17 protein-coding genes are annotated in these 20,633 nt (G+C 44.2%); 7 read left to right on the top strand and 10 right to left on the bottom strand.

Going from position 1 to position 20,633, the window contains the following annotated elements; genetic code table 11:
* Positions 1 to 135: 135 nt before the first annotated feature.
* Together QUB20_RS06030 and QUB20_RS06025 are read right to left on the bottom strand one after the other, a co-directional pair.
* On the bottom strand, positions 136 to 402 hold the full coding sequence (locus tag QUB20_RS06030) for a hypothetical protein (protein ID WP_333240305.1): 267 nt from the start codon (positions 400 to 402) through the stop codon (positions 136 to 138).
* A gap of 119 nt (positions 403 to 521) precedes the next feature.
* On the bottom strand, positions 522 to 815 hold the full coding sequence (locus QUB20_RS06025) for a hypothetical protein (protein ID WP_333056919.1): 294 nt from the start codon (positions 813 to 815) through the stop codon (positions 522 to 524).
* A gap of 240 nt (positions 816 to 1,055) precedes the next feature.
* On the opposite strand from QUB20_RS06025, the gene QUB20_RS06020 reads away from it, so the two are divergent.
* Complete coding sequence (locus tag QUB20_RS06020) at positions 1,056 to 1,988, top strand: LysR family transcriptional regulator (protein ID WP_333246645.1); 933 nt, start codon at positions 1,056 to 1,058, stop codon at positions 1,986 to 1,988.
* Positions 1,989 to 2,275: 287 nt separating this feature from the next.
* Here the strand turns inward: QUB20_RS06020 and QUB20_RS06015 are convergent, their stop codons facing one another.
* Positions 2,276 to 2,599 (bottom strand): hypothetical protein, encoded by a 324-nt coding sequence (locus QUB20_RS06015; protein ID WP_333291235.1) that lies wholly within the window; start codon positions 2,597 to 2,599, stop codon positions 2,276 to 2,278.
* Positions 2,600 to 2,684: 85 nt separating this feature from the next.
* The gene (gene ispD / locus QUB20_RS06010) at positions 2,685 to 3,371 is read right to left on the bottom strand and encodes a 2-C-methyl-D-erythritol 4-phosphate cytidylyltransferase (RefSeq protein ID WP_333246649.1); all 687 of its coding nucleotides are present in this window, start codon (positions 3,369 to 3,371) and stop codon (positions 2,685 to 2,687) included.
* Positions 3,372 to 3,543: 172 nt separating this feature from the next.
* Between ispD and QUB20_RS06005 the strand changes: the two genes are divergently transcribed.
* Positions 3,544 to 4,506, top strand: a complete 963-nt coding sequence (locus QUB20_RS06005; protein ID WP_333246688.1) for a glycosyltransferase family 9 protein — start codon at positions 3,544 to 3,546, stop codon at positions 4,504 to 4,506.
* A gap of 96 nt (positions 4,507 to 4,602) precedes the next feature.
* Here the strand turns inward: QUB20_RS06005 and QUB20_RS06000 are convergent, their stop codons facing one another.
* Positions 4,603 to 5,322, bottom strand: a complete 720-nt coding sequence (locus QUB20_RS06000; RefSeq protein ID WP_333246650.1) for a response regulator transcription factor — start codon at positions 5,320 to 5,322, stop codon at positions 4,603 to 4,605.
* A 54-nt stretch (positions 5,323 to 5,376) separates the two neighbouring features.
* On the bottom strand, positions 5,377 to 6,009 hold the full coding sequence (locus QUB20_RS05995; protein ID WP_333246652.1) for an ATP-binding protein: 633 nt from the start codon (positions 6,007 to 6,009) through the stop codon (positions 5,377 to 5,379).
* 347 nt (positions 6,010 to 6,356) lie between these two features.
* On the opposite strand from QUB20_RS05995, the gene QUB20_RS05990 reads away from it, so the two are divergent.
* The 5 genes from QUB20_RS05990 to QUB20_RS05970 all read left to right on the top strand — a co-directional run bounded on the left by QUB20_RS05990 (position 6,357) and on the right by QUB20_RS05970 (position 14,366).
* Positions 6,357 to 7,718, top strand: coding sequence for an NACHT domain-containing protein (locus QUB20_RS05990; RefSeq protein WP_333291233.1), 1,362 nt, complete (start codon positions 6,357 to 6,359; stop codon positions 7,716 to 7,718).
* 1 nt (position 7,719) lies between these two features.
* Positions 7,720 to 10,014 carry a hypothetical protein gene (locus tag QUB20_RS05985; protein ID WP_333246656.1) on the top strand — a complete coding sequence of 765 codons (2,295 nt, stop codon included), beginning with the start codon at positions 7,720 to 7,722 and terminating at the stop codon, positions 10,012 to 10,014.
* A 1-nt stretch (position 10,015) separates the two neighbouring features.
* On the top strand, positions 10,016 to 12,283 hold the full coding sequence (locus tag QUB20_RS05980) for a WD40 repeat domain-containing protein (RefSeq protein WP_333291231.1): 2,268 nt from the start codon (positions 10,016 to 10,018) through the stop codon (positions 12,281 to 12,283).
* Positions 12,280 to 13,425, top strand: a complete 1,146-nt coding sequence (locus tag QUB20_RS05975; protein WP_333246662.1) for an ATP-binding protein — start codon at positions 12,280 to 12,282, stop codon at positions 13,423 to 13,425. The genes QUB20_RS05980 and QUB20_RS05975 overlap by 4 nt, the downstream gene beginning before the upstream one ends.
* A gap of 359 nt (positions 13,426 to 13,784) precedes the next feature.
* Positions 13,785 to 14,366: an HAD family hydrolase gene (locus QUB20_RS05970; protein WP_333246664.1), complete on the top strand. Its 582-nt coding sequence runs from the start codon at positions 13,785 to 13,787 to the stop codon at positions 14,364 to 14,366.
* Positions 14,367 to 14,381: 15 nt separating this feature from the next.
* Here the strand turns inward: QUB20_RS05970 and QUB20_RS05965 are convergent, their stop codons facing one another.
* From QUB20_RS05965 to QUB20_RS05950, 4 genes are all read right to left on the bottom strand, one after another.
* Positions 14,382 to 15,605, bottom strand: coding sequence for an ATP-binding protein (locus QUB20_RS05965; protein ID WP_333246666.1), 1,224 nt, complete (start codon positions 15,603 to 15,605; stop codon positions 14,382 to 14,384).
* 6 nt (positions 15,606 to 15,611) lie between these two features.
* The gene (locus tag QUB20_RS05960) at positions 15,612 to 18,539 is read right to left on the bottom strand and encodes a PAS domain S-box protein (protein WP_333246668.1); all 2,928 of its coding nucleotides are present in this window, start codon (positions 18,537 to 18,539) and stop codon (positions 15,612 to 15,614) included.
* Positions 18,540 to 18,793: 254 nt separating this feature from the next.
* Positions 18,794 to 20,083 (bottom strand): aminopeptidase P N-terminal domain-containing protein, encoded by a 1,290-nt coding sequence (locus QUB20_RS05955; protein ID WP_333246670.1) that lies wholly within the window; start codon positions 20,081 to 20,083, stop codon positions 18,794 to 18,796.
* Between the two features lie 132 nt (positions 20,084 to 20,215).
* A complete protein-coding gene (locus QUB20_RS05950) occupies positions 20,216 to 20,626 on the bottom strand; it encodes a hypothetical protein (protein ID WP_333246672.1) in 411 nt (136 codons plus the stop codon).
* Positions 20,627 to 20,633: the final 7 nt, after the last annotated feature.

The following is a 20,633-nucleotide window of genomic DNA, read 5'->3' as shown; positions in this document are numbered from 1 at the left end:
TTCCTGCCAATTTTTTTCTCCATCTCTAGGTTCTGATACCAGTTTCAAAAAAGAAGGCAACTGTAGACCCGTGCTTCAAACCCATACACAATCAGTCATTCCCAATTCTTCAATCCAAAATCTAAAATCTAAAATCTAAAATCCCATGACTGGGTTTTTGTCTTGCCAGACGGCCATAATCAGCGGCTTATTGTTGAGAGCGGATATGACAGCAAAGTTTTTGCTGGGTGGAAGCGATACTTTTTCAGAACTTTGCAAGATGATGTCCTGTTGGTCAACCGTGATCCAAGCAATTCCTGACAAAACTTGAATTTCTCGATGAGTTTGAGGCAATCTGTATACCTCGTTTTCCATCAGAATAATGCGATCTGGCGCTGCACATTCGGAAGATATTTGAAGCATAGCATCTCCTACTTGGTAATTGGTAATTGCTACTTGGTAATTGCTACTTGGTAATTGCTAATGGGTAATTGCTAATCGAGGGCTGTATTTCACTTGATTTCCCCGCAACCCACACACTACTATTGGCAATAACGCCGATCGATCCAAGCGCGCATTTCATCATCCGTCGCCACGCAGGTAGAGCGACCTGTAGCCCGATCGCAACCGTGCCACCAAGTGTTACCATAGCGATCGCACGTCTGCCAAATTCTCAGTTCGTCCTCACTCGAAATGAGGTAGAGCAAAAACTGCCCAATTTTTTTTATTGCTAAAAAGAGAGATAGCCCTTTATGTTTTTCGGATGGGTTAGCTCGATCGGTCATCGAAAAAATTTGGATACTTGGGGTATCGATTGGATTTTTGCAAGTAGACATATCCCACACCTTCAACTTATATTTTCCACAAGATTTGCACTAATTAAGATTACAATAAATGCTTAAGATTGTAATAGTCTCAGCGCAATTACAGCCCACTATTGTTGGCGTAAAATTCCTGTGAAAGTCAATCTCTTATCTAATAAATTCACCTTAACTCTTTGGTTATTGACAATCAAATCATTGCTTGCATAGATTGTATGAATAAAATAGATAGATTGACGATCGGGCAAAAAGGCTATGAATGAAATCAATACGCGGCGGATGAAACTCTCTCAAATTCAGGCTTTGATAGCCGTAGCAGAGTGTGAAAACTTTAGCGAGGCGGCTTTGCAATTGGAACTGTCCCAATCCGCCATCAGCCACGCCATCGCCTCTTTAGAAACAGAATTGGGAGTGCAACTGTTCCACCGGGGGCGACACGGTGCTCAACTGACGCCGGTGGGGGAAAGGGTAGTGAGTCACGGGCGTCAAATAGCCTGCGCCTTAGAAATGATGGTAAAAGAAGCGGATTTGGAAAAAGGTTTGCAGGGAGGCCAGGTACGGATAGTTACTTTTCGGAGTGTCGCCACTCATATCCTACCGGGTATTATTGCTAAATTTCGCAGTTGCTTTCCCAAAATTACGGTCAGCATTACCGAAGTTTATTATACTCAAGCTGTAGAAGAAGCTTTGCGATCGGGCAAAGCAGACATCGGCTTTGTTTCCCTTCCCATCTCCGATGAATTTGAAACTAGAGAAATTTTGCGGGACAAATATCTGGTTTTGCTGCCGCCGAAGGCGCAATGTAAAAGTGCTAAGATTACGTGGGAAGAATTAGCGAATTATCCGCTGATTTTGCAGCCGATAGAAAATGCTTGTTCGATACCGCTTCGCAAGTATTTGACGACTGCGGATTTTCCCATAAATATCGGTTACGAACTCAGCGAAGATTCAACGATTGTCAGTATGGTGATGCAAGGTTTGGGTGCAGCTATTCTGCCCCGTTTGGCTGCGGAACCGATACCGTCTTCGGTGAAAGTTTGCAGTTTACCGTCGGATTTTGAGAGGGTAATTGGGGTGGCTGTTTTGAGGGATGGGCTGTTAATTCCGGCCGTGTTTGCGTTTTTGGATTTAGTTAAAAGTGCCGCACAGGTTGATAGTGAGGGCGATTTTCCGATTAATCCTTCATGAAAAACCTGAGTCAGTTGTTATTGGTTATTGGTTAGATTGGGATTTTGTTACCGCAGATATCAGCAGATGAACACAGATGAACGCGGATGGGATTTTATCTGCGTTCATCTGCGTTCATCTGCGGTAAAAAAAATGGCCTAAAATAGTACGATAGCTGATTTCTTAGACTTCTTGCAAAAGTCCTTTCGATCAAATTTTCGGACGGGCAAGATGCCCATCCCACAAGAGAAAAAACTTTTTGTGGGACGGGCTTCTTGCCCGTCCCAGCTATTTTTGCAATAGGTCTCTTATTTCATGCGCTTAGCTACAAGACTAGAACTGTCGCCTTGGTGGAATTTGATTCGACCATCTACCAAGTTTTTATCCTTTAATATTAGCCAACCGCTACCAAATGCAGGATCGTTCTCATCATTACCGTCCCATGTAAACTCAAATCGCTGATCCTTTCCCTCTTTTACGACTTCGCCGTCAATTTCACCTGATACTAAACCGAATTGAAATTCTCCTGAACCTGCTTCATCAATCTCGATATAGGCTTCAACTTCCATGTCCAAATAATCACTATCCCACATTGCCATCTCTGTGATCCGCCATGTACCGCTATATTCCATTGCTTTCATCCTCCACTTGCATTACAGATTTTCTCCTAATGACGACAACATAGCCGAGTCGCATTCCCCATTACACAATTCAAAATTATTCCCCGTATCTCTGCCGCAAAATAAATTCAGCTAGTGCTAAATCAACGGGGGTTGTGACTTTCAAATTCGTCTCTTCTCCCTCCACAATTTGCACTGGTAAACCGCATTTTTCAAACAAAGCCGCATCGTCGGTAACTTCCCAACCTTTTTGTCGCCCTTCTTCGTGACACTGCTTTAACAATTTCACTTCAAATCCTTGGGGAGTCTGGGCTGCCCACAAATTGCTTCTGTCTGGGGTGTCTCGCACGATCCGACGCTCATCTACGACCTTAATCGTATCCTTGACCGGGACGGCTACAATCAAGCCTGGACAGGTCAAGAGGGCCTCTGCAGATCGATCGAACAATTCAGCAGTTGCCAAACACCTAGCCCCGTCGTGAATCAACACTCGATCGGCATTGGGCGGCAAAGCCTGCAAACCGTTGTAAACTGACTCTTGCCTGGTAGCGCCACCTTGAATCAGTTCCACGGGCTTAGCCAAAGATAAATCGCTCAGAATTGCTTTAAAATCAGGAAAATCGTCTGGCTGGCCCATGATGCCAATCCAGCTAATGTGCTGCGAAGCTTCAGCAGCAGCCAAAGTCCAACTCAGCAAAGGTTTAGAGAGCAAAGTCAGCAGCAGTTTGTTCCGCTGACTCCCCATCCGTCGCCCCGAACCCGCTGCAGGAATTAATAAGTGCATTTACTAACCGTTTTTAACCCAACTAGATATATATAATAAGAGCGTCCTGTACTTTTGAGTCAGTTGTTTAGCTGTCAGCCAGTAGATTTTAAGGTCTAGAAATACTATAAGCTGATAGTTGAGAGCCGATCTCTGAGAGCTACCTCGATCAATAATAGCCCGATCGTTTATGATGCGAATACTAGCACTTGTCCCTGGCGGGATTGGCGACCAAATTTTATTTTTCCCCACTCTTGATGACCTCAAGCAGTCTTATCCCGACGCGCAAATTGATGTCATCGTGGAACCGAGGGCAAAGGGTGCTTACCGAGTCTGCAAGTCGGTCAAAGAAGTCTTGACGTACAATTTCAAAGACCGCAACGCTATGGCAGATTTGGGCAATTTACTGGGCGTAATTCGCGATCGCGAATACGAAGCAGTTATTTCCCTCGGCCAGCGGTGGACTGTAGGGCTGCTGCTGTGGCTGACCGGCATTCCGCAGAGAGTTGGCTATTCGGGAACCAACGGTGCTCGATTTCTCACCGCTGCAGTACCGCTGAAAACTGAACAGTACGCCGCTTCAATGTACCATGATTTGCTGCAAGGATTTAACATTACAAATCCTTGTCCGGCGATCGCAATTAATGTACCAAAACAGGACATTCAGTGGGCGGAAGCCGAACAGCAGCGGTTGGGGGTAAAAGAAAGCGGCTACATTCTAATTCACGGCGGTTCCAGTCAATTAGCTGTGTCTAAAGGTATTGACAAAATTTACCCTACAGACAACTGGAAGCAAATAATTGAAGATTGTCAGCAGCGGCAGCCGAATTTGCCCGTTGTTGTTGTGAAAGGGCCCGAAGATGCAGAGTTCGTAACAAAGTTAATCGAGTTATGTCCGAATGTAAAAGTTATCTCGCCGGATGATGTCGGCAAGTTGGCGGCCACTATTGCTGCTGCTAATTTGATGATATGTACTGACAGTGCGCCGATGCACTTAGCTGTGGCGGTTCAAACTTATACAATAGCTTTGTTTGGCCCGACTGAACCGGCGAAATTGTTGCCAAAGAGCGATCGATTTTTGGGCATTAAATCTCCTACTGGCAAAATGGCAGACATCTCTCCTCAAGATGTTTTGAAGAAGGTTTGGGGCGGCTAAAAGCTAAGATATCTTAGCTGGTTCCCAGGCTGTGCCTGGGAACCCATATCTAGAGGCTAGGTTTTTCACAAAATCAAGTGGTTAATGCCGATGAGCTTAGGAAATTGCCATTGCAGTGCGCGAGGGCGGCTCGAACCTGTAACCGTAACCCCGAATAGTTTTAATAAACTGCGACGCAGTAGCATCAACTTGAATCATTTTCTTGCGAATCTGACCGATATGTACGCTAACAACTTGGTCTTCTCCTGTGTCTTGGCAGTTCCACCCCCAGATTTTTTCGATTAGCTGTTGGCGACTCCAAGACTGACCGGAATGACTTGCCAAAAAGTACAATATCTTAAATTCCAAGGCTGTTAACTTGATAATGCGATCGTTGAGGGTTGCTTCCCGACGCGCTGAATCGATCGCGAATTGATCGAATACAATACGTGATGGAGTGACAGGTCTCATCCGTCTCAACACAACTTCTATACGAATTGCCAACTCGGCCAAACCAAAGGGTTTACAGATATAGTCATCAGCACCTGCCGACAGGACTTTGAGTTTATCAGCTTCGTCTGTGCGGCTGCTTAGCATGATCACAAAAACATTAGTACGGCGCTGCATTTCCTGACAGAGGTGATAACCTGTAGTATCCGGCAAATTCCAATCGAGAACTACTAGCAGTGGCTTTAATTTGTCAAACAATTCTAACGCCGTCTCGCCATCTGCAGCCGAATCTACTTGATATTTCTGAGTTAAAAAACGATGAACTAGAGTGCGGATGGATGGGTCATCATCAACAACGAGAATCTTGGGAGTAGTATCAGTAATCATCACAAAAAAGTTCCTTTCTGTGGTCAATGGAAGGGTGGCAATTTCCGAACAGCTTTAGTGAAGAGTAAAGCCCAAGTCGTTCCAACTAAACACAGTTTTTTCTGGCAATTCTTCTTTCAGCTTAGTCTTGAGGTCAAAAGGCTTTCCCCAATCCCATATTTCGATCTCTAGGCGTTCGTTAAATACTGCGATCGCCAGCTCGATTTTCGGAGTTTCCACTGACAGATTTGTGTGGGCGTGGCGCACAGCATGGGCAAAACCCTCGATCGCAGCAAGTTTACAAAGCTGCAAAACTGTTTCGGGAATGGGTAAAGGCTCTAACTGCTCAATCCACCATAAAACTTGAGTAACAGCCTTGAGTTCGCTACTTACTTGAAGCTTTATCTTGTGAAGAGGCTGGTTATAACTTCGATCGGATTGGGGAGTTCGTTGCTCTTGAAGCCAGTTAAAGCTATGTAGAACGTCGATTGCACGCTTAAAAAAATCCGCTTGAGTGCTAGGTTGGGGTGATACTATACCGGGCTGAAAATATTTGACAATTAACAGACAGTTTCGACCGGCAGACGTGCGGGTATAACTTAGCTCATCGGCAATTTTGCCAATAAGTTTTATACCTATTTTGCCTATTTCATCGATTTCGCTAAAATCTTCGTCATTGTGCGAGTTTCCGAATAATTTAAAATTCATTTGACTGACCTCTGTTGTTTATCAATAACTGCTTGTCTGTGTTCTGATCAAATCATGGCATCACTTTAATTAAGTGAAGTTGACCAGAGGTATAAAGTTAGGTCTATTAGAGGTCGGTATAATCAAAGTATACTCAAGGTATAATTAAACTACTATCATGCAGAGTCCCTATCCTTCGCAAGGCTCACGACTGGCAAGCATTCCAGCCGTCTAAGAGATCCTTCGCGAGGCTCAGGATGATTTAAGTGCATGACAGTGCGTAAGTTGTAATAAAGTTATACTGGGGGTTAACCTAGATGGATTGGCAAGAATTTCTTACAGGCGAATCTGGGAGACATGAATTATCTATGGAACAAACAGAAACATTATTAGCACTCTTCTCTCGTGAAAGAGTACCCCTAAATCAGACAGAGCTTTCATTAACATTAAGCATATCAGAACCTACTGTAAAACAGCGGATGGGAGAGATTTACAGGAAGTTTTCAGCCAGTTTTCCAGAACTTGATAACCACCAAGGTGCCGGTAAGTCGAGGATTCTGCATACTAAATTAAAACAGAAGTATTATCAACCATCACAACCAGTAGTTGCCCCCTACCCGGAAGAATTTATATCGATAATAGAAGAAAAAATTCGCAGGTTTTGCGGACGCCAATTTGTTTTTGATACTTTTCAGCAATTTATCACCGACAATCCTCACGGTTATTTTACGATCGTCGGGGATGCGGGAATGGGCAAAAGTTCGATCGTTGCCAAATACGTCTGGGAACATAAATCTCCCTGCTATTTCAATATTCTCGTCGAACGTCGCAACAGACCCGAATTGTTTTTGAAGAGCATTCGCCGCCAATTAATTGACCGCTATCAATTGCCAAAATCAGAAGACGCCGATTTACCAACTTTACTGGCAAGGGCGGCGGCAAAACTCACTGGTACTGAACGTTTGGTAATTGCAGTTGATGCACTGGATGAAGTCGAACAAGAACCGGGAGGTAATCTTTTACATTTACCGAAAAATCTGCCCAATAACGTATATTTTCTACTGACGCGGCGACCATATAGTTCGGATAAAAAGCAGTTGTTAGTAGATGTTCCGGTAAAAGAGTTAGATTTAAGAGACAAGGAGTATGTTGATTTCAATCAGGATGATATAAAAGAGTATATTCGGTATGCGATGGATACCGATACGGAGTATAAAGATAAACTGAGAACCTGGATTCAAAATCGCAGCATTTTAGATACAACTTTTGTCGAGCAAGTGGCAAACAAAAGCGAAAACAATTTTATGTATTTGCGGTATGTTTTGCCTGCAATTGCTAATGGTGATTACAATGACTTGAGTTTAACGCAATTGCCCGATGGGCTGCAAGAGTATTATCAAAGCCATTGGGTGGGGATGGGGATGGAAGCTAATCCAGGGCAATTGATGGAGATTGCCTTGTATATTTTACTAGAGATTGGCACGGCGATTCCCTGCGAGATGATGGCTGGAATTGCCAAAGTGGATGAATGCGATGTGAAAAAGGTTTTAGAAGATGAGTGGGTTGAGTATTTGAAAAAGCAGAATGTAGAAGGAGAACTTTGCTATACCATCTATCATGCTAGTTTCCTTGACTTTCTGAAAGCAAAACGGGAGATGGATGCAAAGCGGACAATTTTTCTGGAGGTAAATCAACGGATTGCTGAGTATTTAGAAAAGGAGATGGCGTGAGATGGGAGAATTTGCTGACAAGTTAGCGGCCAAACCACTTTTCTATCAACGTGCTTACCTGGGCAGCTTACTGCCCAATTATGTCAAGTCAGGGAATTTAGAAAAGTATTATCAAAAACTGACTGATTTTAACTTCCTGATGGCAAAGATTCAGCATCCTGAGTTTGGGGTGCAGGCACTGATTGATGATTTCAATTTGGTTGACGATTCAGAAGCAGTAACTAACCCAGAATACAACTCAGAAACAGCGAAAGCCCTGAACTTGATTCAAAGGGTACTGTGGATGTCTGCCGATATTTTGGATCGAGATCGGACGCAACTGGCAGGCCAATTGTTAGGGCGCTTGTTGCACTTTAACATTCCAGCAATTCAGGCAATGCTAGAGGTAGCCCAACAGTGGAAAGCTGCAACTTGGTTACGTCCTTTGACACCCTGTTTAACTCCCTCTCGCAGAGGATTGCTACGCACCCTAGAAGGTCATGGCGATTCGGTTCATGCAGTAGCCGTCAGCGCTGATGGGAAGCGGGCGATTTCTGGTTCAGATGACAAAACCCTCAAGGTTTGGGATTTAACAACTGGAAAGGAACTGTTTACTTTCAATGGTCACAGCTACTCAGTCCATGTAGTAGCCATCAGCAGTGATGGGAAGCGGGCGATTTCTGGTTCATATGACAAAACCCTCAAAATTTGGGATTTAACAACTGGAAAGGAAGAGTTTACTTTCAATGATCACAGCTACTCAGTCCCATTAGCCGTCACTGCTGATGGCAAGCGGGCGATTTCTCGTTCAGATGACAACACTCTTAAAGTCTGGGATTTAACAACTGGAAAGGAAGAGTTGACCCTCTATATCTATGGTTGGAGAAACTCGGCAAGCTTCGTAAATGCAGTAGCCGTCAGTGCTGATGGCAAGCGGGCGATTTCTGGTTCATATGGCAGCATTCTCATGGTCTGGGATTTAACAACTGGAAATGTATTGTTTGCTGCCAATCGGAGTCACTCCTACTCGGTAAATGCAGTAGCCGTCAGTGCTGATGGGAAGTGGGCGATTTCTGGCGGAGATGATAACACCCTTAAAGTCTGGGATTTAACAACTAGAAACGAACTGTTTACTCTTAGTCACAGTGATTCGGTAAACGAACTGTTTACTCTCAAGGGTCACAGTGAATCGGTAACAGCAGTAGCCGTCACTCCTGATGGCAAGCGGGCAATTTCTGGTTCATTGGACAAAACCCTCAAAGTCTGGGATTTAACAACTGGAAACGAACTTTTTACTCTCAATGGTCACAGTGAATGGGTAACAGCAGTAGCCGTCACTGCTGATGGCAAGCGGGCGATTTCTGGTTCAAGAGACACAACCCTCAAGGTCTGGGATTTAACAACTGGAGATGAACAGTTTATTCCCAATGGTCACAGCGACTCGGTACATGCAGTAGCTGTCACTGCTGATGGCAAATGGGCTATTTCTGGCTCAAATGACAACACCCTCAAAGTCTGGGATTTAACAACTAGAAACGAACTGTTTACTCTCAAGGGTCACAGTGGCTCGATAAATGCAGTAGCCGTCACTGATGATGGCAAGCTGGCGATTTCTTGTTCATATGACAAAACCCTGAAGGTCTGGGATTTAACAACTCGAAAGGAACTTTTTGCTCTCAAGGGTCACAGTGGCTCGGTAACAGCAGTAGCCGTCACTGCTGATGGCAAGCTGGCGATTTCTGGTTCAGATGACAACACCCTCAAAGTCTGGGATTTAACAACTAGAAACGAACTGTTTACTCTCAATGGTCACAGATACTTGGTAAAAGCAGTAGCCGTCACTGGTGATGGCAAACGGGCAATTTCTGGTTCAGATGACAACACCCTCAAAGTCTGGGATTTAACAACTGGAAACGAACTGTTTACTCTCAATGGTCACAGCAACTCCGTAAATGCAGTAGCCGTCACTGCTGAGGACAAGCGGGCGATTTCTGGTTCAAGAGACAACACCCTCAAAGTCTGGGATTTAACAACTGGAAAGGAACTGTTTACTCTCAATGGTCACAGCAACTCCGTAAAAGCAATCGCCGTCACCTCCGATGGCAAGCGAGCGATTTCTGGTTCATTTGACAAAACCCTCGAAGTCTGGGATTTGTTGAGTGGAAGTGTCATTGCGAGTTTCACGGGTGAAAGTTCGATCGCCTGTTGCGCTATTGCACCCGATGGAGTCACAATTGTGGCAGGCGACGAATCCGGCCGCGTATATTTCCTGCGACTCGAAGGGATTACTGAGTATTTAGAACAGGGGATGGCGTGAGATGGGAGAATTTGCTGACAAGTTAGCGGCCAAACCACTTTTCTATCAACGTGCTTATCTGGGCAGCTTACTGCCAAATCATGTCAAGTCAGGGAATTTAGAAAAGTATTATCAAAGACTGACAGATTTTAATTTTCTGATGGCAAAGATTCAGCATCCTGAGTTTGGGGTGCAGGCACTTATTGATGATTTCGATTTGGTTGACGCTTCTGAAGCAGTCACTAACCTAGAATACAACTCAGAAACAGCAAAAGCCTTGAACTTGATTCAAAGGGTACTTTGGATGTCAGCCGATATTTTGGAGCGAGATAAAAACCAACTAGCGGAACAATTGTTAGGGCGCTTACTGTACTTTGAAATGCCAGAAATTCAGGCAATGCTGGAAGTAGCCAAGCAGTGGAAAGCATCACCTTGGTTGCGTCCTTTGACACCTTGTTTAACTCCCCCTGGCAGGGGACTACTACGCACCCTCACAGGTCACAGCAAATCGGTAAATGCAGTAGCCGTCACTGCTGATGGCAAGCGGGTAATTTCCGGTTCAGCAGACAAGCTCAAAGTCTTGGATTTAACCACTGGAAATGAACAGTTTACTCTCAAAGGCCACAGCAACTTGATAAATGCGGTAGCAGTCAGTGCTGATGGCAAGCAGGCAATTTCTGGTTCAGCAGACAAAACACTCAAAGTTTGGAATTTAACTACAGAAAAAGAAGAATTTACTCTCAAAGGTCATAGCGATTCAGTATATGCAGTAGCAGTAACTGCGGATGGCAAGCGGGCAATTTCTGGTTCAGCAGACAACACCCTCAAAGTCTGGGATTTAACCACTGGAAAAGAAGAATTTACTCTCAAAGGTCACAGTTACTGGGTAGGTGCAGTAGCAGTAACTGCGGATGGCAAGCGGGCAATTTCTGGTTCAGGAGACAAAACACTCAAAGTCTGGAATTTAACTACGAGAAAAGAAGAACTTACTCTCAAAGGTCATAGCGGTTCAGTATATGCAGTCGCCATCACTGCGGATGGCAAGCTGGCAATTTCTGGTTCAAAGGACAATACTCTCAAAGTCTGGGATTTAACCACTGGAAAAAAAGAATTTATTCTTGAAGGTCACAGTTACTCGGTAAATAAGAAATTGTTTACTCTCAAAGGTCATAGCGATTTAGTATATGCAGTCGCCATCACTGCGGATGGCAAGCGGGCAATTTCTGGTTCTTTCGACAACACCCTCAAAGTCTGGGATTTAATAACTGGAAAAGAAGAATTTACTCTCGAAGGTCACCGTTACTCGGTAAATACAGTCGCTGTCACCGCTGATGGCAAGCGGGCAATTTCTGGTTCACGGGATGCCACCCTCAAAGTCTGGGATTTAACCACGGGAAACGAACACATTACTCTTAAAGGTCATAGCTACTTGGTAAATTCGGTAGCAGTAACTGCGGATGGCAAACGGGCAATTTCTGCTTCAGCAGACAACACCCTGAAAGTCTGGGATTTAACCACGGGAAAGCAACTCTTTACTCTCAAAGGTTATGGCTACCTGGTAAATGGAGCCGCTGTCACTGGGGATGGCAAGTGGGCAATTTCTTCTTCAGCAGGCAACCCCCTAAAAGTCTGGGATTTAACTACCGGAAAGCAACAGTTTACACTCTCTGGTCACAGCAACTTAGTAAATGCAGTAGCCATCACTGTTGATGGCAAGTGGGCAATTTCTGGTTCAGCAGACAACACCTTAAAAGTCTGGGATTTAACCACTGGAAAGCAACACTTTACACTCACTGGTCACAGCAACTCAGTAAATGCAGTAGCCGTCAGTGCTGATGGCAAGCTGGCAATTTCTGGTGCATCGGACAACACCCTAAAAGTCTGGGATTTAACTACCGGAAAGCAACAGTTTACACTCACTGGTCACAGCAACTCAGTAAATGCAGTAGCCGTCAGTGCTGATGGCAAGCTGGCAATTTCTGGTGCATCGGACAACACCCTCAAAGTCTGGGATTTAACCACTCGAAAGCAACTGTTTACTCTCGAAGGCCACAGTTACTCAGTAAATGCAGTAGCCGTCACTACTGATGGGAAGCTGGCAATTTCTGGTTCAGATGACAACACTCTCAAAGTCTGGGATTTGGCGAGTGGAAATGTCATTGCTAGTTTCACGTGTAAAAGTGCGATCGCCTCTTGCGCCATTGCACCCGATGGACTGACAATGGTGGTAGGCGACGAATCCGGCCGCGTATATTTCCTGCGGCTAGAAGGGGTGGAGGCACTAACATGAATTCCTCACCTCTCTCAACACCCATCTATACCGCTGCTTACCCAATAGAATTTCAGCAACTCCTGCGAGAAAAAACCGAGAATTTTGTCGGCCGCAAGTTTGTTTTTTCTGCGATTTCCGACTTTCTGGACTCCCACAGCCGCGGTTATTTCACAATAGTCGGCACTCCCGGCTGCGGCAAAAGTTCCATCCTCGCCCAATATGTCACCGCCCATCCTCGCAGTATCTATTACAACGCTGCAGTTGAGGGCAAAAATCGAGCTGAAGATTTTCTCGCTTCTGTCTGCACTCAACTGATTGACAAATACCTTGCCGCCAATGGGGAAACATCGGAAATTGTCAAGCTAAGATCTCAACTTCAAAATCTCGAATCCGATGATGGGAGTTGGTTTCTGTCTTTGTTGCTTCAGCAAATTAGCGATAAATTAAACGTAGCTTGCGAGACGGCACGTCATCGCCAAAAGTTGATAATTGTCATTGATTCTGTAGACGCGATCGCCCGCACGAGTCAGCCTCCCAGCACAAATCTGTTTTATCTGCCGAGATATTTGGGCGATCGTACTTATTTTATCCTCGCCCGCCGCCCGTTTTTGAGAGAGAAATCCGGTTTGTTAATTGAAACCCCCTCTCAAACTCTCGATTTAAGAGATTATCCCGCCCAAAATCGCGAGGATGCCCTGAACTACATTCAGCAATACCTATCAACCGCACCGGATTTAACTCAACCCGAATTCTGCCAACAACTCGCCACTGTCAGCGAAAACAATTTTATGTATCTGAGTCAGATGTTAAGGGCCATTAACGAGAATTCACACCCCGATGCTAATCTGGGAGAGTCCTCACTACTCTGTGAACTTCCTCCCGGTTTAGCAGCCTATTATCAAAACCACTGGCTGCGGATGACAGGTGAGGGCTTATCGGCGATCGAGTTGTCTGTGCTCAATGTTTTGGTAAAATCCCCAACAGGTTTGTCTGTAAGTGCGATCGCCAATATAATTGATCGGGATGAATACGATGTTGAAAAAGTGTTAGACAATTGGATCGAGTTCTTAAATAAACAAGAAATTGGAGGAGAAATTTGCTATAGTTTGTATCATAATAGTTTCCGCGAATGGCTGGGAAAACAATCTATTTTAGAATGATGATGAGGACACGCCAGTGTCCATTGGAGTCAACAAACACGTTAAACCGATAGTCCGACAGGGGTTGAAACCCCTGCCTCAAAGCTGAAGTCCTCTTTTAGAGGACTAATAAGTAACCACACAAAATTAATTACATAAAGACTCCTTGCTAGGCAAGGGTTTCAGTAGAAATATTGTGTAATTAATGCGGAAAAAATACTTAAATTATTCAGTCCTCTTTTAGAGGACTTTCGCTATGAGACAGGGAATTCATTCCCTGGCGGGCTGGCGGGTAGGCGGGAGGAATAGCCGACGAAAAGCTTAAGTAATATCAATTCCGATGCCACCGAGTTTTATATTATATCAAAAACAATACAACAATGAAACGAGCAGTATTTCTTGACAGAGATGGCGTCCTCAATATCGAAGCTGGTTACATTCACAAAGTAGAAGATTTGCATTTAATCCCCGGAGTCGCCCAAGCTGTACGCCGTTTAAATGACAAACAAATATTTTGCTGTTTGGTTTCCAATCAATCCGGCCCGGCGAGAGATTATTATCCGGTTAGCCACGTAGAAGCTTTGCACAAACGCCTGTGTCAGTTATTAGAAAATGAAGCAAAAGCCAAGTTAGATGCTCTTTATTACTGTCCTTATTTAAGCGCAGCAGAAGGCGGAATAAACCCCGAATTTACGCGGTATACAACGTGGCGAAAACCAAATACAGGGATGTTGGTAGCAGCGGCTTGGGAATACGATTTGGATTTGCCGAATAGTTTTATGGTAGGAGATAAAGCGACTGATGTTGATATGGCTCACAATGCCGGCTGTACTGGCATTTTGGTGCAGACTGGTTACGGGGAAAGCGTGTTGAGCGGGGAGTATCAGCACCATACTAAACCTGATTTTATTGCAGCAAATTTAGCGGTAGCAGTGGAGTGGATTTTACAACAGTTTGATTAGTGTTTGTAGTGGCATTTAAGTTTTTTGCCGTTGAGTCGAACAGGAAAGTGCTACGTAAGGAAGGGCGACGGTGAAGGTTGTACCAACGCCGATTTTGCTTTCGCAGGCGATCGCCCCTCCTTGCAATTCCACAGCTTTTTTAACAATTGTTAATCCCAAACCGTTACCTTTAATCTTTCCCGTATTCTTGCAGCGGTAAAACATTTCAAATATTTTCCCTACTTCAGTTTCTGGGATGCCGATACCTTCGTCTCGGATACGCATAATTAGTAAGGTAGAGCTAATATTTGTAAATTGGGAAGTGGCAAACAAACACTGAGGAGACAAGCAGAAAATAGCTTCTTTGTCTCCCTCGCCTGCTAGACGGCATTCCAATTCCAAGGTGACTTGCCCGCCGTTGGGAGAATATTTGATGGCATTGACGATTAAGTTAGAAATAATGCCGTGCAGCAATTGTTGATCTAACATCGCGCTGGTAACATCTGACGGGATTAATGTTAGTTTGTGCTTGGCTTCATTTCCTAACTGCAATTGATCGAGCAAGTCTTGACAAAATTCGACTAAATTTATCGGTAATGGATTGCATTTGAGTTGGCCTGCTTCTGCTCGACCCATAAACAGCATATCATCGATTAGCTGGTTCATCTTTTGGGTAGCTGAGTGCACCAGCCGCAGGGTTCTAACTTGGGATTCGTCACTGCTGCGAGTTCGATCGAGAAGTTCCGCAGAGATTAAAATCGCGTTGAGGGGATTCCGCAATTCGTGAGCGGCCATTGAAATATACTGGTTTTGGCGGTGCGATTTTTCTTCCACCGACTCTCTGACTGCTTCCGCGGCTTTGAGAGATTCTCGCATCTTGGTTTCGATTTCGTGTCTGTGCAGGGCAATCTCGATCGCCACCCGCAAATCATTTTGTTGAAATGGTTTGATAATATAACCGAATGGATCTGTAAGTTTCGCTCTTTGCAGCGTTTGATCGTCGGCATAAGCTGTTAAAAATATTGTCGGCACATTCCTATTAGTTCGGATTTTCTCGGCTGCTGTTACCCCGTCCATGTCACCTTTAAGCACGATATCCATCAACACTAAGTCGGGCGGGTTTTCGATCGCTTTTTTAATTGCTTCTTCTCCTGAAGAAACTGTAGCTGTTACTACATATCCCAGTTTTTTTAATCGACCTGCTATGTCTTGGGCTACAATAACTTCGTCTTCTACAACCAAAATTTGTATAGGGTTCATTTTTTGTTAAATACGCTGCCGATAATTTAACTCTTGGAAAATCAGACTGTAGCAGGTTCCACGCTGACTGTCAATGGCAATACTCGCCTCTAATTGGTAAGCCAACATTTTTACTAATCGCAATCCTAATGTTTCAGTATTTTCCCAGTCAAAATTCGCCGGAAATCCGCGACCGTTATCTTGAATAGTTAAATGAAATTGGTAATTATTTATTTCATGAAAATTGATAGATATTTCACCAGCAAGACTTGAGATAAAGGCATATTTTAAAGAGTTAGAAACCAGTTCGTTAATAATTAAACCGCACGGAATTGCTGTTTCTATGTTTAAATAAATGGGGTCAACTTTGAGATTAAATTTGATTGAAGTGTTGCCGCAACCAAAAGATTGATACAAATTAGCAACCAAGTTTTCGACGTAGGGGGAGAGGGCGATGCGATCGAGATGTTCGGATTGATAAAGTTGCTCGTGAATCAGAGCCATTGAATGGATGCGGGTCTGGCTTTCTTCAAATAAAGTTAGCGTCGCTTCGTCTTCAATGTATTGAGCTTGAAGTTGCAGCAAGCTGGAAATTACCTGCATATTATTTTTGACTCGGTGGTGAATTTCTTTGAGCAATACTTCTTTTTCGCGGAGTGCTGCTTGGATGCGGGCATCGGTCAATTTGCGATCGCTGATATCTTCGCAAATACCGGCGATGCGGTAAATTTTACCCGATTCGTCGTAAATGGGAAAAGCTCGATCGCACACCCAGCGAATTGTGCCGTCTGGCAGAAAAATCCGATATTCGGTATTGGTGGACTCGCCCTGCAACACTCGCCCCATTGCCTCTTCCAACAGGATTTTATCTTCTGGATGCACCCACTCCATCATTTTTAATGGATCAGCATACAATTCTTCGCGACTGCGCCCCCAGATTTGTTCGTAAGCTGGACTCAGATACAATAAATCGGTGAATTCTGCAGACATTAGCCAGACGGAATCTTGGATATTTTCTGCTAGCTGGCGGAAGCGTTCTTCACTTTCACGAATGGTTTTTTCTGCCTGTTTGCTTTCACTTATATCTTCTGCAATGCCAACGATGCGGTAAACTTGACCAGCTTGATTTCTAATCGGAAAAGCCCGAGCGCGAATCCAGCGAATTTGGCCGTCAGGTCTGAAAATTCGATATTCGATATCCTTTTCAAACTCCATTTGTTTCGTGAAGGTAGCAATAACGCGGTCGCGATCTTCTGGATGGAAAGACTCTGTAAAAAAGCGCCCGTAAGCATACAAATCAGCACAGCTTCTGCCCCATATTTTTGCATAAGCCGGACTAATATAAATAATTTCCTGGGGTTGAACGTTTACCATCCAAAACACGCTTTCAATGTTTTCTGCTAGCTGTCGGAACCTTTCTTCGCTCTCTTTCAGTGCTGCTTCGGTTTTTTTGCGATCGCTAATATCTTCTGTCACTACTACATTGTAAATTGCCCCACTCAGCGGTTCTTTGATTAGCGATACTGTAATATTTACCCAAACTACAGTGCCGTCTTTGTGCAGCAAGCGTTTTTCCATTTTAAAACTGTCAATTTTTCCGGCAAATAATTTCTTGTTTTGTTCTAAATCTGCATCTATATCTTCTGGGTAAGTAACGTCCATCCAAGTTCGCGACAGCAGTTCGCTCGCACTATATCCCACTATCTCGCAGAATTTTTGATTGACTCGCAAATAGCGGCCTGTTGCGTCAGGGTGCGTAATACCGACTGCCGCTTGTTCGACGGTGGCCCGAAAGCGTTCTTCGCTATCTCTGAGGGTTGCTTCTGCTTTTTTGCGATCGCTAATATCGCGCTGCACGCCAAAATAGCCCACGATTCTGCCGTGGGAATCGTAAATGCAAATATAGTCGCCTTCTATCCAAACTGGAACCCCGTCAAACGTGCGATTCTCATTTTCGATGTGGATTCTGCCAGCATCAAAAAATTCCCTGATTATCTCTCTGCCACCAGTCAAGTTGTGCGATAACAAAGAGTAAAGCGTGCGACCAATAAACTCTTCCCTAGTACCCCCGTATTGAGCTATCAAAGCATCATTTGCCTTCGTTACCCGCCCGTTAGTAAATACATAATCCAAAACTTTTTCTTTGTCAACTGTATCGTCCCAGTGCACTGGTTCGTCCAGCATCATAAATAAAAAACCATCTAAAGATTGAGAGAAAAACAATTCTAGCTGTTCCTGGCTTTCTCGCAAAGCTTCTTCTGCCTGCCAGCGATAGATAATTTCTTCCCGCAATTGAGTGTTAGCTGTTTTTAAGTCTTCTGTGCGCTTTTGATATTTAATTTTTAGCTGATTTTTGATTTCTTGCAGCGCTATTTCTGCCTGTTGTTTTTCGGTGATATCATGAGTAACTACCATGCCGGCAAAAATTTCTTCTCGGTCGTTTTTGACGGGAACAGTTGTTGTTAAATAAACGCGATCGCCGTATTTATATTCAAAAGTATTCTCTTTTCCTGCCAAAGCAGCGCGATATGTAGTCTCAAAAAGTTGCCAATCTTCAGGTGGCGATGCTTCCCACAATGTTTTGCCTTCCAACAGTTCTTTGGACAAACCAACTACTGCCAAACCTTGGCCGTCAACCAGAGTATAGCGCAAATCGCGATCGAACAAAAACACCGACCCATTGGGATAATGTTTGATGAGAGTTCGGTACATTTCCTGGCTTTTTTCCAGAGATGTGATTAACCCAATGCGATCGTCCTCGATGATATCAAATTCTGTTGCCGAACCCGAAACGCCAGCATTCTCGACTGCTTTGAGTTGTGCTTCTAATTTCTGGCACAATTCTCTCTGCTGCTGCAAATCCTCTTCGAGTTGCCGAATCTTTGCTTTTTGCTCTGCTACTAATGCTTCGCAGGTTTCCAGAGGTCGATCGATCTTGGTAGGATCAATACACATAATTGCTCTAGGTTTTGCAGTTGCGGACTTGAGCTTTTTCAAGTTAATACTAACTCACATTTTGCACCATTGTCAGCAACAGGCTTTCCGGCCTGTTCCACAAGAAAATTTATCTTTTGTGGAACAGGCCGAAAAGCCTGTTCATAAAAGGCTAATTGAGAAGGGTGCAATATCTCAATACTAACAAAGCTCAAGCCTTTACTGCCAACTTAATTAATCAATTTTTCTTGACTTATCCCCAAAGCCTTCTATCTTTATTTAGGAACTCCCGCCGTCAAGACTTCATGACTTTCCAATGTCACCAAAACATCATCTTCAATTCTCACGCCAATACCGCGCCATTTTTCAGGAACCTCCGGCTGTCCTTCAACGGGTTTAATATAAGGAGAAATATAAATCCCCGGTTCCACCGTCAGCACTTGTCCTGCCTGCAAAACTTGCGGATTTTCGCCGTACTGATAAACGCCGACATCATGCACATCCAATCCCAGCCAATGACCAGTGCGGTGCATATAAAATGGCTTGTATTTCTCTTCTTTAATTATCTCTTCAATGTCGCCCACCAAAAGTTTTAAATCCATTAAACCTTCCACCAAAACGCGCACCGCTGTTTCATGAATTTTGCTGTAAGGATTTCCGGGATATACTTGACTAATTGCCTGCAATTGTGATTGCAAAACTAAGTCATAAATTATCTGTTGTTCAGTTGTAAATTTGCCACTAACAGGAAAGGTGCGAGTAATATCAGCGTTGTAGTAGTCGCAAGCACAACCGGCATCTATTAGCAACAAATCGTTTTCCTGCATTTGGCGGTTGTTTTCGATGTAGTGGAGGACGCAGGAATTGTAGCCGGATGCAACAATTGAAGGGTAAGCGGGAGTGCAGCCATTTAAGCCGAAAGTATGTTCTATTTCAGCTTGAATTTCATATTCGTATCTGCCCGGTTTGGCGAATTCTTGGGCGCGGTTGTGCGCTGCAACTGAGATATTAGCGGCTTTTCGCATTAATGCTAATTCAGTTTCGCTTTTCACCAGCCGCATTGGGTGTAAAATGATGTTGGAATCTTCGATTGCTGTCGGGCCTGTGCCACGTTTGGGATAGGTTGCCATCAAGCGCTGCCAGTGATTGAGGACTGTTTGGTCGAAACTACGATCGCGCCCGAAGTGATAATATATGCGATCGGCCTTTTCTAAATATTTCGGCAATTTTTCCGCAAGTTCATTAATCGGGAAAGCTTCATCCGCGCCGTACAATTCCTTAGCGCCTTCTACTCCGGCGCGATAACCGTGCCAAGTTTCTTTTTCCAAGTCTTTTGGCTGCACAAACAACACAAATTTGTGTTCTTCGTGGTGTGGCGCGAGCACTGCTACCGCCGCAGCTTCGTTGAAACCGGTTAAGTAGAAAAAATCGCTATCTTGTCGGTAGGCATATTCTACATCGTTGTGCATGACGGCTGCGGGTGCGCTGCGAAATATCGCCGTCCCGCTGCCAATTTTTGCCATTAATTGTTCGCGTCTTTGCCGATATTCGGTGGGGTTTGTCATCCGATTTTAGATTTTAGATTTTAGATTTTAGATTGATTGTAATATTAACACTCGGCGGTTTCAAGCGCTGTCAAACTTGCACCCGCAAGGCAAGGGTGGAAGATATAGGTGTCTGTTTTTTTCTGGGTCTACTTATTTATTCTCTTGTTCTGCGATCGCCAATTTACAAGTATAGTCAACCAGCCGAGACAAAGATGAGTGGCCATCGACTAAAGTCCATTTCGGAGAGAAATTCGACCAATTTTCGCCATCTTGGCTAACTCTGACCGTTCTCAACTGTCGTTGCTGGCAGTCAACTTCCATTTGCGCCAACAATTTATCGTTACTAAACTGTTGAGTTACTAAAATAGTTCTGACTGGATAAGAGGGAGCACCGGGAATATCGGATTTGCTTAATTCAACGCTGCTGGAGTCGATGCAAATATCTACAAAACATCTTGATTTTTCGGCGCGGGCGCTCAAAGTATTGACACCAACACAAATAAAAGCTGCTATAAAAAAAAATGACAAATTCTTAGTATGTAGGGCCAATGTAGTATTCATCTGCGTT

The organism is Microcoleus sp. B4-C2, from assembly GCF_036705265.1.
Lineage (GTDB): Bacteria > Cyanobacteriota > Cyanobacteriia > Cyanobacteriales > Microcoleaceae > Microcoleus.
This window is presented reverse-complemented; position numbering and strand designations above follow the sequence as displayed.

Excerpts from the sequence above, each read along its gene's own strand:
- QUB20_RS05950 (WP_333246672.1), bottom strand. The coding sequence starts at position 20,626 with ATGAATACTACATTGGCCCTACATACTAAGAATTTGTCATTTTTTTTT.
- QUB20_RS06020 (WP_333246645.1), top strand. The coding sequence starts at position 1,056 with ATGAATGAAATCAATACGCGGCGGATGAAACTCTCTCAAATTCAGGCT.
- QUB20_RS06005 (WP_333246688.1), top strand. The coding sequence starts at position 3,544 with ATGCGAATACTAGCACTTGTCCCTGGCGGGATTGGCGACCAAATTTTA.
- QUB20_RS05955 (WP_333246670.1), bottom strand. The coding sequence starts at position 20,083 with ATGACAAACCCCACCGAATATCGGCAAAGACGCGAACAATTAATGGCA.
- QUB20_RS06015 (WP_333291235.1), bottom strand. The coding sequence starts at position 2,599 with ATGGAATATAGCGGTACATGGCGGATCACAGAGATGGCAATGTGGGAT.
- QUB20_RS05960 (WP_333246668.1), bottom strand. The coding sequence starts at position 18,539 with ATGTGTATTGATCCTACCAAGATCGATCGACCTCTGGAAACCTGCGAA.
- QUB20_RS06000 (WP_333246650.1), bottom strand. The coding sequence starts at position 5,322 with ATGATTACTGATACTACTCCCAAGATTCTCGTTGTTGATGATGACCCA.
- QUB20_RS05980 (WP_333291231.1), top strand. The coding sequence starts at position 10,016 with ATGGGAGAATTTGCTGACAAGTTAGCGGCCAAACCACTTTTCTATCAA.
- QUB20_RS05965 (WP_333246666.1), bottom strand. The coding sequence starts at position 15,605 with ATGAACCCTATACAAATTTTGGTTGTAGAAGACGAAGTTATTGTAGCC.
- ispD (WP_333246649.1), bottom strand. The coding sequence starts at position 3,371 with ATGCACTTATTAATTCCTGCAGCGGGTTCGGGGCGACGGATGGGGAGT.
- QUB20_RS05970 (WP_333246664.1), top strand. The coding sequence starts at position 13,785 with ATGAAACGAGCAGTATTTCTTGACAGAGATGGCGTCCTCAATATCGAA.
- QUB20_RS06025 (WP_333056919.1), bottom strand. The coding sequence starts at position 815 with ATGTCTACTTGCAAAAATCCAATCGATACCCCAAGTATCCAAATTTTT.
- QUB20_RS05995 (WP_333246652.1), bottom strand. The coding sequence starts at position 6,009 with ATGAATTTTAAATTATTCGGAAACTCGCACAATGACGAAGATTTTAGC.
- QUB20_RS06030 (WP_333240305.1), bottom strand. The coding sequence starts at position 402 with ATGCTTCAAATATCTTCCGAATGTGCAGCGCCAGATCGCATTATTCTG.
- QUB20_RS05985 (WP_333246656.1), top strand. The coding sequence starts at position 7,720 with ATGGGAGAATTTGCTGACAAGTTAGCGGCCAAACCACTTTTCTATCAA.
- QUB20_RS05990 (WP_333291233.1), top strand. The coding sequence starts at position 6,357 with ATGGAACAAACAGAAACATTATTAGCACTCTTCTCTCGTGAAAGAGTA.
- QUB20_RS05975 (WP_333246662.1), top strand. The coding sequence starts at position 12,280 with ATGAATTCCTCACCTCTCTCAACACCCATCTATACCGCTGCTTACCCA.